Annotated in this window: 13 protein-coding genes; 11 read left to right on the top strand and 2 right to left on the bottom strand. The window is 70.9% G+C overall.

What is annotated here, in order from left to right:
* From ABT369_RS37035 to ABT369_RS37025, 3 genes are read left to right on the top strand one after another with little or no spacing between them, the layout of a single operon-like run.
* A complete protein-coding gene (locus ABT369_RS37035; RefSeq protein WP_350619328.1) occupies window positions 1–1,398 on the top strand; it encodes a sulfatase family protein in 1,398 nt (465 codons plus the stop codon).
* A gap of 2 nt (window positions 1,399–1,400) precedes the next feature.
* Window positions 1,401–2,315 (top strand): formylglycine-generating enzyme family protein, encoded by a 915-nt coding sequence (locus tag ABT369_RS37030; protein WP_350619326.1) that lies wholly within the window; start codon window positions 1,401–1,403, stop codon window positions 2,313–2,315.
* Window positions 2,316–2,323: 8 nt separating this feature from the next.
* A complete protein-coding gene (locus tag ABT369_RS37025) occupies window positions 2,324–2,914 on the top strand; it encodes an HIT family protein (protein WP_350619324.1) in 591 nt (196 codons plus the stop codon).
* 20 nt (window positions 2,915–2,934) lie between these two features.
* Here the strand turns inward: ABT369_RS37025 and ABT369_RS37020 are convergent, their stop codons facing one another.
* Window positions 2,935–4,221 carry a hypothetical protein gene (locus ABT369_RS37020; protein WP_350619322.1) on the bottom strand — a complete coding sequence of 429 codons (1,287 nt, stop codon included), beginning with the start codon at window positions 4,219–4,221 and terminating at the stop codon, window positions 2,935–2,937.
* Window positions 4,222–4,522: 301 nt separating this feature from the next.
* Between ABT369_RS37020 and ABT369_RS37015 the strand changes: the two genes are divergently transcribed.
* Window positions 4,523–5,563, top strand: a complete 1,041-nt coding sequence (locus ABT369_RS37015; protein ID WP_350619320.1) for a LacI family DNA-binding transcriptional regulator — start codon at window positions 4,523–4,525, stop codon at window positions 5,561–5,563.
* Window positions 5,564–5,668: 105 nt separating this feature from the next.
* Here ABT369_RS37015 and ABT369_RS37010 read toward each other — a convergent pair whose 3' ends face one another.
* Window positions 5,669–6,655 (bottom strand): LacI family DNA-binding transcriptional regulator, encoded by a 987-nt coding sequence (locus tag ABT369_RS37010; RefSeq protein ID WP_502891866.1) that lies wholly within the window; start codon window positions 6,653–6,655, stop codon window positions 5,669–5,671.
* Between the two features lie 306 nt (window positions 6,656–6,961).
* Between ABT369_RS37010 and ABT369_RS37005 the strand changes: the two genes are divergently transcribed.
* Genes ABT369_RS37005 through araA form a run of 7 tightly spaced genes read left to right on the top strand, consistent with a single transcriptional unit; the run spans window position 6,962 to window position 15,270 of the window.
* Window positions 6,962–7,957 carry an ABC transporter substrate-binding protein gene (locus ABT369_RS37005; protein ID WP_350619316.1) on the top strand — a complete coding sequence of 332 codons (996 nt, stop codon included), beginning with the start codon at window positions 6,962–6,964 and terminating at the stop codon, window positions 7,955–7,957.
* A gap of 22 nt (window positions 7,958–7,979) precedes the next feature.
* Window positions 7,980–9,485 carry a sugar ABC transporter ATP-binding protein gene (locus ABT369_RS37000; RefSeq protein WP_350619314.1) on the top strand — a complete coding sequence of 502 codons (1,506 nt, stop codon included), beginning with the start codon at window positions 7,980–7,982 and terminating at the stop codon, window positions 9,483–9,485.
* Complete coding sequence (locus tag ABT369_RS36995) at window positions 9,482–10,519, top strand: ABC transporter permease (protein ID WP_350619312.1); 1,038 nt, start codon at window positions 9,482–9,484, stop codon at window positions 10,517–10,519. The genes ABT369_RS37000 and ABT369_RS36995 overlap by 4 nt, the downstream gene beginning before the upstream one ends.
* Complete coding sequence (gene yjfF / locus ABT369_RS36990) at window positions 10,516–11,520, top strand: galactofuranose ABC transporter, permease protein YjfF (RefSeq protein WP_502891863.1); 1,005 nt, start codon at window positions 10,516–10,518, stop codon at window positions 11,518–11,520. Before ABT369_RS36995 ends, yjfF begins: the two co-directional genes overlap by 4 nt.
* Window positions 11,517–13,130, top strand: coding sequence for a ribulokinase (locus ABT369_RS36985; protein WP_350619310.1), 1,614 nt, complete (start codon window positions 11,517–11,519; stop codon window positions 13,128–13,130). The genes yjfF and ABT369_RS36985 overlap by 4 nt, the downstream gene beginning before the upstream one ends.
* Entirely contained in the window at window positions 13,127–13,792 is a 666-nt protein-coding gene (locus tag ABT369_RS36980; RefSeq protein WP_350619308.1) for an L-ribulose-5-phosphate 4-epimerase, read from the top strand. Before ABT369_RS36985 ends, ABT369_RS36980 begins: the two co-directional genes overlap by 4 nt.
* Window positions 13,789–15,270 (top strand): L-arabinose isomerase, encoded by a 1,482-nt coding sequence (araA, locus tag ABT369_RS36975; protein WP_350619306.1) that lies wholly within the window; start codon window positions 13,789–13,791, stop codon window positions 15,268–15,270. Before ABT369_RS36980 ends, araA begins: the two co-directional genes overlap by 4 nt.
* Window positions 15,271–15,334 lie beyond the last annotated feature (64 nt).

Genomic DNA, 15,334 nt, shown 5'->3' with positions numbered 1-15,334 from the left:
GTGCGGCCCGACATCGTCATGATCCTGACCGACGACCACGCCGCGCACGCGATCGGCGCGTACGGCTCGGTCGTCAACACCACCCCGCGCATCGACGAGATCGCCCGGCTCGGCTGGCGCTTCGAGCACTGTTTCGCCACCAACGCGCTGTGCTCGCCGAGCCGGGCGTCGATCCTCACCGGCACCTACAGCCACGTCAACGGGGTCACCACGCTCGTGACCCCGATCGACGCGAGCCAGCCGACGTTCGTGCGGCAGCTCAAGGAGGCGGGCTACCGCACGGCGATGATCGGCAAGTGGCACATGGGCGACGGGCCGGGCCACGACCCCGAGCACTTCGACTACTGGGACGTGTTCATCGAGCAGGGGGAGTACCACAACCCGCGGCTGCTGTCCCGCGACGGGCTGCGCACGGTCGAGGGCTACGCCACCGACATCGTCACCGACCTGGCGCTGGACTGGATGTCCACGGTGGACGGACCCGTGTGCGTGCTCATCTACCACAAGGCCCCGCACCGGCCCTGGGAGCCGCCGGGCGAGGTCGCCGCGGGCCAGGTGGCGGTGCCGGCGACCTTCTTCGACGACTACGCCACGCGCTCGTCGTCGGCGCGGCGGGCCGCGATGCGCATCGCCGAGCACCTCAGCCGCGAGGACCTCAAGACCGACCCGCCGCCGGGGCTGTCCTACGAGGACGAGGCGCTGTGGAAGTACCAACGCTTCATGGCGGACTATCTCGCCTGCGTCGCGTCCGTGGACGCCAACGTCGGCCGGGTCGTCGACTGGCTGCGCGAGCGCGGGCGGTTCGCCGACACGCTGCTCATGTACGCCTCCGACCAGGGCTTCTTCCTGGGCGAGCACGGATGGTTCGACAAGCGGTTCATGTACGAGGAGTCCCTGCGGATGCCGCTGGTGCTGTCCTACCCGCGCCGCCTGGCCGCAGGCGGGGTCTTCGGCGATATCGTGACCAACGTGGACTGGGCGCAGACGATCCTGGACGCGGCCGGCGTCGGGCACCACCCGCGGATGCAGGGCCGCAGCTTCTGGCCGGACCTGCTCGGCACCCCGGCGGCGCCCCCGGCGAGCGGGATGTACTACCGCTACTGGGAGCACGACGACGTGTTCCACAAGGCCCCCGCGCACTACGGCTACCGCACCGCCACGCACAAGCTCATCTACTTCTACAACGACGGGCTCGGGCTGCCCGGCACCGGGGCGTTCACCTATCCGCCGGAGTGGGAGCTGTACGACCTCGTCGCCGACCCTTCGGAGACGAACAACGTGTACCGCGACCCCGCCTACCGGGCCGTGCGCGAGGAGCTGACCGCGGCGATGTGGCGCGAGCAGGCCCGCCTCGGCGACGCCCCGCACCCGAGCCAGCCGCGGCCCGCGGGGGTGTGACGATGTCGTCGTCGTGCTGCCCGCCGTCCGGCCCCGGCCGCGAGTCGGTGCCGGCCGCGGTGCCCGGCGGCGGGGCGCACGGGATCGAGCAGGTGTTCGTCCCGGCGCAGACGTTCGCGATGGGCGACGCGCACGGCGACGGCGTGCGGCCCGACGGCGAGACCCCGGTGCACCCGGTGGAGCTGGACGCGTTCAGCATCGACGCGACCGCGGTGACCGTGGCCGACTTCGCGCGGTTCGCGGCCGCGACCGGCTACCGCACGGAGGCCGAGACGTTCGGCTACTCGGCGGTGTTCCACCTGTTCCTCGCGGCCGGCGCGGACGACGTGCTGGGCCGGCCGCCGCAGACGCCGTGGTGGCTGGGCGTGCGCGGGGCCGACTGGGCGCACCCGTTCGGCCCGTCGTCCACTGTGGAGGGGTTCGAGGACCACCCGGTCGTGCACGTGTCGTGGAACGACGCCCGGGCCTACTGCGCGTGGACCGGCCGCCGGCTGCCGACCGAGGCCGAGTGGGAGTGCGCGGCCCGCGGCGGCCTGGCCGGGCTGCGCTACCCGTGGGGCGACACCGTCGACGCGGGCCGGTGCAACATCTGGCAGGGCACGTTTCCGTTGGTGAACACCGCCGAGGACGGCTTCGCGGCCACCTCCCCGGTGCGCACCTACGCCCCGAACGCCTACGGGCTGTGGCAGCCGGTCGGCAACGTGTGGGAGTGGTGCGCCGACTGGTTCGATCCCGGCTACTACGCCCGCTCCCCGCGCCACGACCCGCGGGGACCCGAACAGGGCACGGCCCGGGTGCTGCGCGGCGGCTCCTACCTGTGTCACGACTCCTACTGCAACCGGTACCGCAACGCCGCCCGCTCCTCGAACACGCCCGACTCGTCCATGGGCAACGCGGGGTTCCGCACGGTGGCATGATCTCGGGCATGGCCGATCGATTTCTCGCGCACCTGCCCGTCGGTGAGCCGCCCGTGCCGTTCGACGGCGGCATGCCCGGCTGGGAGATCTTCCCGTTCGAGGGGGATCTGCGGGTCAAGACCCTCGACCCGCCGGTCGTGCCCGAGCCGCCCCGCAACGGCGAGGACGGCCCCGGGGACTGCTTCATCTGCCAGGACCCCGACGCCCAGACGATCTGGTCGGACGAGCGCTGGCTGCTGCGCCGCACCGCCGAGCCCAGCGCCGTGCCGGTCGTGGTCCTGCTCTGCCCGCGCGAGCACTACGACTTCGTCGAGCTGCCCGCCGGCCTCGCCGCCGAGCTGGTCCCGCTCCAGCAGCGCATCGAACGCGCCATCCACGCCCTTGGCGGCGTCGCCCGCGTGCACATCGAGAAGATCGGCGACGGGGCGCGGCACCTGCACTGGTGGTTCATCGCCCGCCCCGAGGGCCTCACCCAGCTGCGCGGCTCCTGCCTGGTGATGTGGGACGACATCCTGCCCCGCCAGCCGCTCGAGCAGTGGCACGCGGTCCTGCGGGAGCTCGCGACGCACCTCGCCGCGGACGGGGGCACGGTCCACTAGGGAACGTGCCCCCGGGCGGATCAGTACCCCCAGCGGTTCTTCAAGTGGCGCCACCAGTCGCGCAGCATCCACGCGTCGAAGTCGGTGATCTGCGTGGCCGACCCCGCCTTCATGAGGAAGCAGCACTGGCCCGTCGGCGTCCAGTCGTAGAAGTCGTCCAGGCCGAAGCTGTGGCCCATCTCGTGCAGCAGGATGTGGACGTTGTCGGCGTCGAGGGCGCCGACGTAGTACTCGCTGCCGATGCGCTGGCCCCAGTCGCCGCCCGCGCCGCCGCCGAAGCCCGACGTGAGCCACAGCGACATGTCGTAGTGGTGCGACGCGCCGCCCGGGCAGTTCGGGTAGTTGCCGCTCTGGTTGAAGAAGCGGCCGCACGGCTCGCCGCACTGTGGCGCGTTCTCGCGGATGTTGTTGACGTAGATGTCGACCGAGCTGTCCGTCCACTGCAGCTGGGCCCGGTCGCGCACGGCCCAGCCGACGACCTTGACGGGCACCTGCTGGTACGGCCAGCCGTTGTGGCCCGCCATCACGTCGATCCACTTCTTGAACTGCCGCTGCAGGGTCGCCTGGATGCGGTCGCGCAGCGCGGCGCTCACGCTCGCGCTCGAGTCCCAGCGCACGCAGTAGTTGATGCCCGTGCCGCCGTTGGCGAAGATCTGGTCCCACGCGTAGTTCCGGAAGCCGTACAGGTTGTTGTAGGTCTGCTCCTGATGCGTCCACACCTCGCTCAGGGGCTGCACGAGGCTCGCCGGCGGGTTCCAGCCCGACGGGTTGCCGGGGTTGCCCGTGCCGATCGCCGAGGCGTAGGCGCGCACCTCGAGCAGGCCCACGGACGCGGCCCCGCTCTGCAGCACCACGCGCAGGCGGCTGGTGCTGACCTGGGTGAAGTTCACGGCGTTGTACTGGTTCGCCGCGGCCGGGTAGCCGCTCGCGCCCGGCACGTCGGCGTAGGCGGAGCCGGTCCAGTACTGCAGGCGCCACGAGGCCGGGACACGGACGCCGCCGTTGTCGTCGAAGAAGTAGACGTCGGCCGAGCGCAGGGTCTGCGCGCCGGACCAGGTCAGCAGCACCCACTGCTCGCCCGTGTTCGGCCAGGTGCCCCAGCGGCGGTTCACGGTGTCGTTGGACGTGCTCGGGTCGATGCCGTCGTTGACCGCGGCGACGCTCTCCCAGGGGGAGGTGTACGACGCCGTCGCCGTCGCCGACCGGGCGAGGTTGTCGCTCTGCCCCGGCGCCGCGTGCGCGACGACGGGCGTGCCGACGAGCAGTGCCATCGCCCCGGCGACGACCGCGAGTCTGCGCAGTCGCATGGATAGCCCCTTCCTGTCGAAAACCTTTTCGGGACCCTGGCAGCGCGCTGCGCGATTGTCAAGGATCGATGTGCGCAGCTCAGCGCCGATGACTTGGGCATCGATGAACCTTACACGTACGAAAAGTTTTCGGCGCTGGGAGCGTTACCGGCCGCGTGTTGGTTTTTGTGGCGTTCCGGTGGGTGGTGTGTGCCGCGGTGGGGCCGCATCAACCGAACGGGCAGACCCGTGACCGGCACCACGCGGACCGTGTCGCACGGGCATATCGTGGCAGCGCTAACATCAACATCGGGGGAGGGACATGCGCGCAACCAGCCACAACCGGGCCGCCGTGATGAACGACGTAGCGCGGCTCGCGGGCGTCTCACATCAGACGGTGTCGCGCGTCCTCAACGACCATCCGAGCGTCAGCCCGGCCACCCGGGAACGGGTGCTCGAGGCCGTGCGGCAGCTCAACTACCGCCCGAACGCGATGGCCCGCGGCCTGGCCGGGCGCCGCTCCCGGGTCGTCGGTGTCGTCTCGTTCGACACCATCCTCTACGGGCCCGCCTCGACCCTGCTCGGCATCGAGCACGCCGCGCGGGCCGCCGGCTACGGCGTCAGCATCGTGACCCTCGAGCGAGTCGACCACACGGGCATGGTGTCCGCGCTCAACGCGCTCGCCGACCAGTCGGTGGCCGGGGTCGTGGTCATCGCGCCGCAGACCGCCGCGGCCGCCGCCCTGCACAACATGCCGCTGGGCATGGCCGCCGTCGCCGTGGAGTCCGCGGTCGGCGGCGAGGTGCCGGCGATCTCCGTGGACCAGGTGACCGGGGCCCGGATGGCCGTGCGGCACCTGATCGAGCTCGGCCACGAGAAGGTCTGGCACCTGTCCGGCCCGCGCGACTGGCTCGAGACCCACGGCCGCATCGAGGGCTGGCGCACGACCCTCGAGGAGGCGGGACTGCCCGCGCCGCCACTGATGACGGGCGACTGGAGCGCGCGGTCCGGATACGCCGCGGGCCTGGAGCTCGCCTCCCGCGACGACGTGACCGCGGTCTTCGCCGGCAACGACCAGATGGCGCTGGGCCTGATGCGGGCGTTTCACGAGCGTGGGATCCGGGTCCCCGACGACGTGAGCATCGTGGGCTTCGACGACATTCCGGAGGCCGAGTTCCTCTCCCCGCCGCTGACCACGATCCGCCAGGACTTCGACGAGGTGGGCCGGCGCTGCATCGCCGCGCTGCTGCGCGTGATCGAGGCCGACCTGCCGGAGGGCCCGGACCGCCCGTCCCCGGACCCGCGCGTGGCCCCGACCCTGATCGTCCGAGCCAGCACGGCGGCCCCGCGAGCCGGACGGTAACCGGCCGACCGCACACCGTGTTTCCGGCCGAGATCGGTTAGGTCGCATGGTGTACGGTGAATCAAGCGGAACGCCACCGGAGCCGGGGTTGCGCCATGGTCTCACTCACGGCGCCGCGTTGGCCGAGGCTCGCACGACGAGATGTGGTGAAAGGTGCACGGGCCCGGGGTTCGCGACCGCCGCCCCGGTCAGCTGTGCGACGAGCAGCTCCACGCTGCGCCGCCCCAGCTCCGCGAAGTCCTGGTGGATCGTCGTCAGCGGCGGCAGGAAGAACCCGGACTCGGGCGTGTCGTCGAACCCGACGACGCTGACCCGGGCCGGCACGGGCCGCCCGGCCTCGTGGAACGCCCGCAGCACCCCCAGCGCGATGTGATCGTTCCCACAGAACACCGCGGTCACCCGGGCGTCCGCGGCCAGGTGCTGCCCCCGGAGGTACCCGGACCGCGCGCTCCAGTCGCCCGCCTCGATCGGCGGCACCGGCGCCGCCGCCGCGTGCAGGGTCTGCCGCCACCCGTCGATGCGATCCCGCGCCTCGGGCCAGTCCGCCGGCCCCGGCACGTGATGCACGGTCTCGTGCCCGAGATCGAGCAGATGGCTCGTGGCCATGCACGCCCCGCGCACGTTGTCCACGCGCAGCATCGGCACGAACCCGTCGTCCGCGCCGCCCACCCCCACCGCCGGCGTCCCCACCGGCACCTGCGTCAACGCGTCGGCGACGGAGTTCTTCGGCGCGATCGCGATGATCCCCTCGACCGCCTGCGCGCACAGCTGCTCGACCGCGTCGAGCACCGCATGGCGTTCGAGGGAGCGGACCGTCGCGATGCTCACGTAGTACCCGGCCTCGCGCGCGGCCTTCTCGATGCCGTAGATCATCGATGCCGGGCCGGCCAGGGTCGTCTCGAAGCCGATCAGGCCGATGGTGCGTGAACGGGACGTGACCAGCGTGCGCGCGGCCAGATTGCGGCGGTAGTTGAGCACCCGCACGGCGTCCAGCACCCGCTCCCGCGTCGACGCGCTCACATTCGGCAGGTCGTTCAGGACCCGCGACACGGTCTGATGCGACACGCCCGCCAGCCGGGCCACGTCCCGCATGCCGACCTTGCGCAGTGGCGCCTCCACGGCGTCCACCTCCAGCCCCAGGTGAGAGTGCGCGACAGGGCCGGGCCGACCACGGTCCGGCCCGATGACAGCTGCAGCCACGGAGTGTCTCCTTCCGGCAACATCTCGGCCGCCGCTACTTGACGCCCGGGATGAGAACGCTAACACTCTCGAAATACAACCGCGACGGCCAATGCAATCGGGCCGCACGCGGGCTCAGGTCACCGCCGAACACCCCAGGCGTGTGGCCATCTGCCTGTAGATGTGAACGTTAACGCTATCTCCGAAGGGACAGACGCAGTGCTGAAGAGATGGTCCGCTGCCGTGGTCGGCGGCGTACTCCTGCTCGGCGCGCTCGGTGCGTGCGGCGGGGAGAAGAGCGACGATGCCGGCACCGGCAGCGCGCCCAAGGGCGACAAGAAGATCGTGATGGGCTTCGCGCAGGTCGGCGCCGAGAGCGGGTGGCGCACGGCGAACACCAAGTCGGTCCAGGAAGCCGCCGCGGCCGCGGGCATCGAGCTGAAGTTCTCCGACGCGCAGCAGAAGCAGGAGAACCAGATCAAGGCCATCCGCACCTACATCGCGCAGAAGGTCGACGTCATCGCGTTCTCGCCGGTCGTGGAGTCGGGCTGGGACACGGTGCTCAAGGAGGCCAAGGACGCGAAGATCCCGGTCATCCTGACCGACCGCGCGGTGGACTCCAAGGACACCTCGCTGTACAAGACGTTCCTGGGCTCGGACTTCGTCGTCGAGGGCAAGAAGGCCGGCGACTGGCTGGTCAAGGAGTACCAGGGCAAGACCGACCCGGTGAACATCGTCGAGCTGCAGGGCACGACGGGCTCGGCCCCGGCCAACGACCGCAAGTCGGGCTTCGCCGACGCGATCAAGGCGGCGCCGAACATGAAGATCATCGCGTCGCAGACCGGTGACTTCACCCGGGCCAAGGGCAAGGAGGTCATGGAGGCCTTCCTGAAGGCCAACCCGAAGATCGACGTGCTGTACGCCCACAACGACGACATGGCCCTGGGTGCGATCGAGGCGATCGAGGCGGCCGGCAAGAAGCCCGGCACCGACATCAAGATCATCTCGGTCGACGCGGTGAAGGACGGCATGACCGCCCTGGCCGCCGGGAAGATCAGCCACATCGTCGAGTGCTCCCCGCTGCTTGGCCCTCAGCTCATGGACCTGGCCAAGAAGGTCGTCGCGGGCGAGACGGTCGAGCCGCGCATCCTCACGGTGGAGACCGAGTTCACGCCCGAGCAGGCCAAGGCCGCTCTCCCCGACCGCAAGTACTGACCAAAAGAGCGCTGACTGAACCATGCTGACCATGACCGGCATCACCAAGCAGTTCCCGGGTGTCATGGCCCTGCAGGACGTGGACTTCCGCCTGTTGCCAGGCGAGGTCCACGCCCTCATGGGCGAGAACGGCGCCGGGAAGTCCACCCTGATCAAGGTGCTCACGGGGGTCTACAGCAACGACGCGGGCGAGATCGTCCTCGACGGCACCCCGGTGAGCTTCACCGGGCCGCTGCAGGCCACCCAGGCCGGCATCAGCACGGTCTACCAGGAGGTCAACCTCTGCCCCAACCTCTCGGTCGCCGAGAACATCTTCATCGGCCGGGAACCCCGCACCTTCGGCCACATCCGCTGGCGCGAGATGCGCCGGCGGGCGACCGACCTGCTGCACCGCCTCGAGCTCGACATCGACGTCTCGGCGCCGCTGTCCGAGTACTCGATCGCGGTGCAGCAGATGGTCGCCATCGCCCGCGCCATCGACGTCGAGGCCAAGGTCCTCGTGCTGGACGAGCCCACCTCCAGCCTCGACGCCGGCGAGGTCAACCAGCTGTTCCGGGTCATGCGCCAGCTCAAGGGCCAGGGCATGGCGATCGTGTTCGTGTCGCACTTCCTCGACCAGATCTACGAGATCTGCGACCGGATGACGATCCTGCGCAACGGGCGGCTGGTCGGGGAGCACGTCGTGGCCGACCTGCCCCAGCTCGAGCTCGTCAGCCTCATGATCGGCAAGGACCTGGCGATCCTCGAGCGCCTCGAGGACCAGCCCAAGCGCCGCCTCGACAACGCGGAGCCGGTCGTCGAGGCCGAGAACCTGGGCCGGGCCGGGGCCATCGCGCCCTTCAGCCTGACCGTCCACAAGGGAGAGGTCGTCGGGCTCGCCGGGCTGCTCGGCTCCGGGCGCACCGAGGCCGCCCGGCTGTTCTTCGGCGCCGACAAGGCCGACAGCGGCACGCTCACCATCGACGGCAAGCCGGTCGCCATGCACGGGCCGCGCACCGCCATGCAGCACGACATCGCCTTCTGCTCGGAGAACCGCCGCGCCGAGGGCCTGGTCGAGGAGTTGTCCGTCCGCGAGAACATCGTCCTGGCCCTGCAGGCGGCGCGCGGCTGGTCCCGCCCGCTGTCCAAACAGCGCAAGGACGAGCTCGTGGACAAGTACGTCAAGGCCCTCGACATCCGCCCGGCCAACCCCGACCTGCCCGTGCGGAACCTCAGCGGCGGCAACCAGCAGAAGGTGCTGCTGGCCCGCTGGCTCATCACGGAGCCGCGGCTGCTCATCCTCGACGAGCCCACCCGCGGCATCGACGTCGGCGCCAAGACCGAGATCCAGCGCCTGGTCACCGAGCTGTCCGACGGGGGCATGGCGGTGCTGTTCATCTCGGCCGAGCTCGAGGAGGTGCTCCGCCTGAGCCACAAGATCGCGGTCCTGCGCGACCGGAAGGTGGTGGCGGAGCTGCCCAACACCGACGACGTCGACACCGACCGCCTGATGGCCGCCATCGCCGAAGGAGGAGGTGGTACCGCATGAAGCGCTTCATCTGGCCGCTCGCCGTCCTCGTCGTGCTGCTCGTCACGAACGTCATCCACACGCACACGTTCTTCAGCGTCGAGCTGCGGGGCGGGCACCTGTACGGCAGCCTCATCGACATCCTGCGCTCCTCCGCCCCGCTGGCCCTGGTCGCGCTCGGCATGACCCTCGTCATCGCCACCGGCGGCATCGACCTGTCCGTCGGTGCCGTCGTGGCCATCGCCGGCGCCATCGCGTGCCTGCGCATCAGCGGCCTCGGCGACCAGGGCAGCGTCGCGGGGGTGCTCGGTGCGGTCGGCGTCGCGATCGCGCTCGCCCTGGTGCTCGGGGTGTGGAACGGGTTCCTGGTCGCGACCATCGGCATCCAGCCGATCATCGCCACCCTGATCCTCATGGTCGCCGGGCGCGGCCTCGCCCAGCTCATCACCGACGGGCAGATCATCACCGTCAACAGCGGGCCGTACAAGATGATCGGCGCCGGCTACTGGCTCTCCCTGCCGCTGTGCGTGCTCATCGCCGCCGCGGTCATCGCCCTGGCCGCCGTGCTCGTGCGCCGCTCCGCGCTCGGCATGCTGCTGGAGGCGGTCGGCGGCAACGCCGAGGCGTCCCGGCTGGCGGGCATCAAGTCCCGCTGGCTGATCCTCGGCGTGTACGTCTTCGCCGCGGTCTGCGCCGCCGTCGCCGGGCTGATGATCAGCTCCAACGTGTCCAGCGCCGACGGCAACAACGCCGGCCTGCTCATCGAGCTCGACGCCATCCTCGCCGTGGTCATCGGCGGCACGTCGCTGTCCGGCGGCCGGTTCTCCATCGCCGGCACGGTCCTCGGCGCCGTCATCATCAAGACCCTCGACATCACCATCTACACCATCGGCGTGCCGCCCGAGGTGACGCTGCTGTTCAAGGCGATCGTCGTCATCGTGCTGTGCCTGGCGCAGTCGGCGAAGTTCCGCACAGTGTTCAAGGCCGGGTACCGGCGCCGCCGCCCGGTCCCGGTCGCGGCGCGGGCCGACGAGAAGGTGCAGGTCCGCGCATGACCACTGTGGACACCCCCGGACGCTCGATCACCCGGATCGCGGGCAACTGGCTGCGCAAACCGGTGATGGCGACGGCGATCCTGCTGTGCGTCATGTACGGCGCGGGCGTGGTGCGCTACGACGGCTTCGACGACACCCAGATCGTGCTCAACGTCTTCATCGACAACGCGTTCCTGCTCGTGGTCGCGGTCGGCATGACGTTCGTGATCCTCACCGGCGGCATCGACCTGTCCGTCGGCGCGGTCGTCGCCCTCACCACGATGATCGCCGCGTCGCTGCTGGAGAAGGGCATCAACCCCGGCCTCGTGATCCTGGTCGTACTCGCCGTCGGCGGCACCATCGGCCTCGGCATGGGCGCGATCATCCACTTCTTCGACATCCAGCCGTTCATCGCCACCCTCGCCGGCATGTTCCTGGCCCGCGGCACCTGCTACGTCATCAGCACCGACTCGATCCCCATCACCAACGAGTGGTGGAACAGTGTCGCCTCGGACAAGCTGCGCTTCGGTGGTTTCCACATCGGCTGGAGCGTCGTCGTCTCCGCGCTGGTGGTCGCGGTCGCCGCGTACGTCCTGGCGTACACCCGCTTCGGGCGCAACGTCTACGCCCTCGGCGGCAACCAGCAGTCGGCGCTGCTCATGGGCCTGCCCGTCGGGCGCACCCGGATCGGCGTCTACACCATCAGCGGGCTGTGCTCCGCCCTCGGCGGCGTGCTGCTCACCTTCTACACCCCGTCCGGCTACGGCCTCAACGCACTGGGCATGGAGCTCGACGCGATCGCCGCGGTCGTCATCGGCGGCACCGTGCTCACCGGCGGCTCCGGCTTCGTGCTCGGCACGGTGCTCGGCGTCGGCGTCCTCGGCCTCATCCAGACCATCATCACGTTCCAGGGCACCCTCAGCTCCTGGTGGACCAAGATCGTCATCGGTGCGCTGCTCTTCGTCTTCATCGTGCTGCAGCGGACGGTGACCAGGAAACAGAGCGCGCGGAGAACCAGATGACCCAATACGTAGTCGGCGTCGACTTCGGCACCCTGTCCGGGCGCGCCCTCGTGGTCCGGGCGGACGATGGGGCCGAGATCGCCACGGCCGTCCACGAGTACCGCCACGGCGCCATGGAGCGCACGCTGCCGGCGACCGGGGACCCCCTCCCTCCACATTGGGCACTGCAGATGCCGTCGGACTGGGTCGACGTGCTGCGCACCGCCGTGCCGGAGGCGGTCGCCGCGGCCGGCATCGACCCCGGCGACGTCGTCGGCATCGCGACCGACTTCACCGCGTGCACCTTCCTGCCCGTGCTCGCCGACGGCACGCCGCTGTGCGAGGTGCTGCCGGACGAGCGGCACGCCTATCCGAAGCTGTGGAAGCACCACGCGGCGCAGGGCCAGGCCGATCGCATCAACGCGCTCGCGCACGAGCGCGCCGAGCCCTGGATCGGCCGCTACGGCGGCAAGCTCTCCTCGGAGTGGCAGCTGGCCAAGGCGCTGCAGACGCTGGAGGAGGCGCCGGAGATCTACGCGCGCGCCGAGCGGTTCATCGAGGCCACGGACTGGATCGTCTGGCAGCTCGCCGGGGTCGAGACGCGCAACGCGGGCCTGGCCGGGTACAAGGGCGTCCACCAGGACGGCGCCTACCCGTCGAAGGCGTTCCTCGAGGCGCTGCACCCCGGGTTCGGCGACTGGGTGTCCAAGGTGGACGGTCCGCTCGCCCCGATCGGCGGCCGGGCCGGCTCGCTCACCGAGCAGGCCGCGGCCTGGACCGGGCTGCCGGCCGGGATCGCGGTCGCCGTGGGCAACGTCGACGCGCACGTGACCGCGCCGGCCGCCAAGGCCGTCGAGCCCGGCCAGTTGGTCGCCATCATGGGCACCTCGACCTGCCACGTGATGAGCGGCGCCGAGCTTGCCGACGTTCCCGGCATGTGCGGCGTCGTGCAGGACGGCATCATCCCCGGCCTATGGGGCTACGAGGCCGGCCAGTCCGGCGTCGGCGACATTTTCGGCTGGTACGTCGAGACGCTCCTCGGCGGCGCGTTCACCCACGAGCAGCTCACCGACCGCGCCGCCGCCCAGCGCCCCGGCGAGCACGGGCTCGTGGCCCTCGACTGGCACAACGGCAACCGCTCGGTCCTCGTCGACCACGGCCTGTCCGGGGTCATCGTCGGCCAGACGCTGCACACCCGGCCCGAGGACGTCTACCGGGCGCTGGTCGAGGCCACCGCCTTCGGCACGCGCACGATCGTCATGGCGCTGGACGCGGGCGGGGTCCCGGTGACCGAGTTCATCGCCGCCGGCGGGCTGCTCAAGAACCGTTTTCTCATGCAGGTGTACTCCGACGTGCTGCGCCGGCCGATCTCCGTCATCGCCTCGGAGCAGGGCCCGGCGCTCGGCTCCGCCATGCACGCCGCCGTCGCCGCGGGCGTGTACCCGGACATCCGGGCCGCGGCCGAGGCGATGGGCAAGGTCGAGCGGGACGTGTACGTGCCCGACGAGGCCGCCGCCGACGTCTACGACCGGCTCTACGCCGAGTACCTGGCTCTGCACGACTACTTCGGAAGGGGAACCAACGACGTGCTGCACCGGCTGCGGACGCTGCGGGAAGAGGTCGCCCGGTGAGCACGGTCGACGCGCTGCGGGCGCAGGTGTGCGCCCTGCACGCCGAGCTCACCCGCTGGGGCCTGGTGACCTGGACCGCGGGCAACGTCTCGGCCCGCGTGCCGGGGGAGGACCTGCTCGTCATCAAGCCCTCCGGCGTCTCCTACGACGAGCTGACCCCGGCCACCATGGTCGTGTGCGACCTCAAGGGCAAGCTGGTCGAGGGCGAGCACGCGCCGTCGTCGGACACCGAGGCGCACGCGTACGTCTACCGCAACATGCCCGAGGTCGGGGGAGTGGTGCACACCCACAGCCCCTACGCGACCGCCTGGGCCGCCCGCGGTGAGCCGATCCCGTGCTCCATCACCGCGATGGGCGACGAGTTCGGCGGCGACATCCCCGTCGGGCCGTTCGCGCTCATCGGCTCCGACGCCATCGGCCGCGGCATCGTCGAGACCCTGCAGGGGCACCGCTCGCCGGCGGTCCTGATGCGCCAGCACGGGCCGTTCACCATCGGCAAGACCGCCAAGGCCGCCGTCAAGGCGGCCGTCATGTGCGAAGACGTGGCCCGCACCATGCACTTCGCCCGGCAGCTCGGGGAGGTCGAGCGGCTGCCCGCGCAGGCCGTGGACTCCCTGTACGACCGCTACCAGAACGTATACGGCCAGAAAGGCGCACGATGACGCACGAGATTTGGTTCCTCACCGGCAGCCAGGGACTCTACGGACCGGAGACCCTGGAGCAGGTGGCGTCGCAGTCGCGCCAGATCGCCGCGGCCCTAGACGAGTCGCCGGCCATCGGCCCGCGGGTGGTGTGGAAGCCGGTGCTCACCTCGGCCGGCGACATCCTGCGGGTGTGCCTGGAGGCCGGCTCCGACCCGAACGTGGTCGGCGTCGTCGCGTGGATGCACACGTTCTCCCCGGCGAAGATGTGGATCGCCGGCCTCGACGCGCTGCGCACCCCGCTGCTGCACCTGCACACCCAGGCCAATGTCGCGCTGCCCTGGGCCGACATCGACATGGACTTCATGAACCTCAACCAGGCCGCGCACGGCGACCGCGAGTTCGGGTACATCCAGTCCCGCCTCGGCGTCGCCCGCAAGACCGTGGCCGGGCACGTGTCCGACCCGCGCGTGGCCCAGCGCATCGGGGCCTGGGCCCGGGCCGCGACCGGCTACGCCGAGATGCGCTCGCTCAAGCTCGTCCGCTTCGGCGACAACATGCGCGACGTGGCCGTGACCGAGGGCGACAAGGTCGAGGCCCAGCTGCGCTTCGGCGTCTCCGTGAACACCTACGGCGTCAACGACCTCGTCGCGGCGGTCGAGGCCACCCTGGACGCCGACGTCGACCGGCTCGTGAAGGAGTACGCCGACACCTACCGCGTCGCCTCAGCCCTGCTCGGCGACCGTGCGGACGCGCTGCGCTACGCCGCCCGCATCGAGCTCGGCCTGCGCGCGTTCCTCGAGGCCGGCGGGTACAAGGCCTTCACAACGAACTTCGAGGACCTCGGCGGCCTGCGGCAGCTGCCGGGCCTGGCCGTGCAGCGCCTGATGGCCGACGGCTACGGCTTCGGCGGCGAGGGCGACTGGAAGACCTCCGTGCTCGTGCGCACCCTCAAGGCGATGGCCCCCGGCGGCGGGACGTCGTTCATGGAGGACTACACGTACGACCTCACGCCCGGCAACGAGGTCATCCTCGGCGCGCACATGCTCGAGGTCTGCCCGTCGATCGCCGCCGACACCCCGTCGTGCGAGATCCACCCGCTCGGCATCGGCGGCCGCGAGGACCCGGTCCGCCTCGTCTTCGACGCGGCCGCGGGCCCCGCGGTCGTGCTGGGCCTGGCCGACCTGGGCGAACGGTTCCGCCTCGTGGCCAACGAGATCGAGGTCGTCCCGCCTTCGGCGCCGCTGCCGAAGCTGCCGGTGGCCCGTGCGGTGTGGAAGCCGGCCCCGGACCTGGCGACGTCGGCGGAGTCGTGGCTGACGGCGGGCGGCCCGCACCACACGGTGCTGTCGCAGGCCGTGGGGGTGGAGGAGCTGCACGACCTCGCGGAGATGGTCGGCACCGAGCTGCTGGTGATCGACGGGGACACTACGCCGCGGCAGTTCGCCAAGGAGGTCCGGTGGAACGCGGCGTACTACCGGCTGGCTCGGGGCTTCTGAGCGAGGCTGGCTGCGTCGCCGGTGTCACCTAGGACGGCCTCCGTCGTCCCACGTGGCCGGGCGT

Source organism: Dactylosporangium sp. NPDC000244 (genome assembly GCF_040300725.1).
In the GTDB taxonomy this organism is placed as follows: domain Bacteria; phylum Actinomycetota; class Actinomycetes; order Mycobacteriales; family Micromonosporaceae; genus Dactylosporangium.
This window is presented reverse-complemented; position numbering and strand designations above follow the sequence as displayed.

What these genes read in the sequence shown, in the direction of transcription:
- yjfF (WP_502891863.1), top strand. Translation starts at nt 10,516, where the DNA reads ATGACCACTGTGGACACCCCCGGACGCTCGATCACCCGGATCGCGGGC.
- ABT369_RS37025 (WP_350619324.1), top strand. Translation starts at nt 2,324, where the DNA reads ATGGCCGATCGATTTCTCGCGCACCTGCCCGTCGGTGAGCCGCCCGTG.
- ABT369_RS37030 (WP_350619326.1), top strand. Translation starts at nt 1,401, where the DNA reads ATGTCGTCGTCGTGCTGCCCGCCGTCCGGCCCCGGCCGCGAGTCGGTG.
- ABT369_RS37020 (WP_350619322.1), bottom strand. Translation starts at nt 4,221, where the DNA reads ATGCGACTGCGCAGACTCGCGGTCGTCGCCGGGGCGATGGCACTGCTC.
- ABT369_RS37010 (WP_502891866.1), bottom strand. Translation starts at nt 6,655, where the DNA reads ATGCGGGACGTGGCCCGGCTGGCGGGCGTGTCGCATCAGACCGTGTCG.
- ABT369_RS36985 (WP_350619310.1), top strand. Translation starts at nt 11,517, where the DNA reads ATGACCCAATACGTAGTCGGCGTCGACTTCGGCACCCTGTCCGGGCGC.
- ABT369_RS37015 (WP_350619320.1), top strand. Translation starts at nt 4,523, where the DNA reads ATGCGCGCAACCAGCCACAACCGGGCCGCCGTGATGAACGACGTAGCG.
- ABT369_RS36995 (WP_350619312.1), top strand. Translation starts at nt 9,482, where the DNA reads ATGAAGCGCTTCATCTGGCCGCTCGCCGTCCTCGTCGTGCTGCTCGTC.
- araA (WP_350619306.1), top strand. Translation starts at nt 13,789, where the DNA reads ATGACGCACGAGATTTGGTTCCTCACCGGCAGCCAGGGACTCTACGGA.
- ABT369_RS37000 (WP_350619314.1), top strand. Translation starts at nt 7,980, where the DNA reads ATGCTGACCATGACCGGCATCACCAAGCAGTTCCCGGGTGTCATGGCC.